This window comes from Snodgrassella sp. B3837, assembly GCF_026535955.1.
Classification (GTDB): Bacteria; Pseudomonadota; Gammaproteobacteria; order Burkholderiales; family Neisseriaceae; genus Snodgrassella; species Snodgrassella alvi_E.
Genome location: NZ_JAFNPI010000004.1, coordinates 1 through 631, shown reverse-complemented (window position 1 = coordinate 631; position 631 = coordinate 1). Strand labels below are relative to the sequence as shown.

Below are 631 nucleotides of genomic sequence, written 5' to 3'. Positions count from 1 at the left end.
AACGATATCCTGTATGGTGGCACGGGCGACGACATCCTAAATGGCGGTGCCGGCTACGATATCCTTATTGGCGGTACCGGCAATGACACTCTTAGTGGTGGCAACTACGAAAAAGACCGTTACGAATTCGAAGCCGGCCATGGGCACGACATCATTACTGATAAAGGAAATTATTATGATATCAATTACCTCAATGAAATTGTGTTCAAAGGTGCCAATTTCTCTGTCGATTATTNTCAGTCGTTCCGGTAATGATTTAATCATCAAAGCCTATGGTGAGGACGATTCACTTACCCTGCCTAATTATTTCAACTTTAGCAATGACGAATATCGTTCTTTCAAATTTATTNATGTAACGCTTAATCCTCAGGATATCATTAATAAAATTACATTTATCCAGAATGGTGATGATAATGATAATATCATTACCGGATGGTGGAGTAATGATATTATCAGTGGTGGCAAAGGAAATGATACCCTTTACGGCAAAGATGGCAATGATATCCTCTACGGTGAAGAGGGTAATGATACGCTCAGCGGTGACGCAGGCAACGATATCCTGTATGGTGGCACGGGCGACGACATCCTAAATGGCGGTGCCGGCTACGATATCCTTATTGGCGGTACCGGC

At 42.9% G+C, this 631-nt stretch carries 1 protein-coding gene and 1 pseudogene; both read left to right on the top strand.

Features of this window, described 5'->3' with window-relative positions; genetic code table 11:
- Nucleotides 1-252: pseudogene (locus J3U67_RS00955) on the top strand (hypothetical protein); the annotation flags it as partial.
- Nucleotides 212-631 (top strand): calcium-binding protein (locus J3U67_RS00950; RefSeq protein ID WP_416384667.1); only part of this gene is annotated, 420 nt, incomplete at its 3' end. The pseudogene J3U67_RS00955 and the gene J3U67_RS00950, both read left to right, overlap by 41 nt.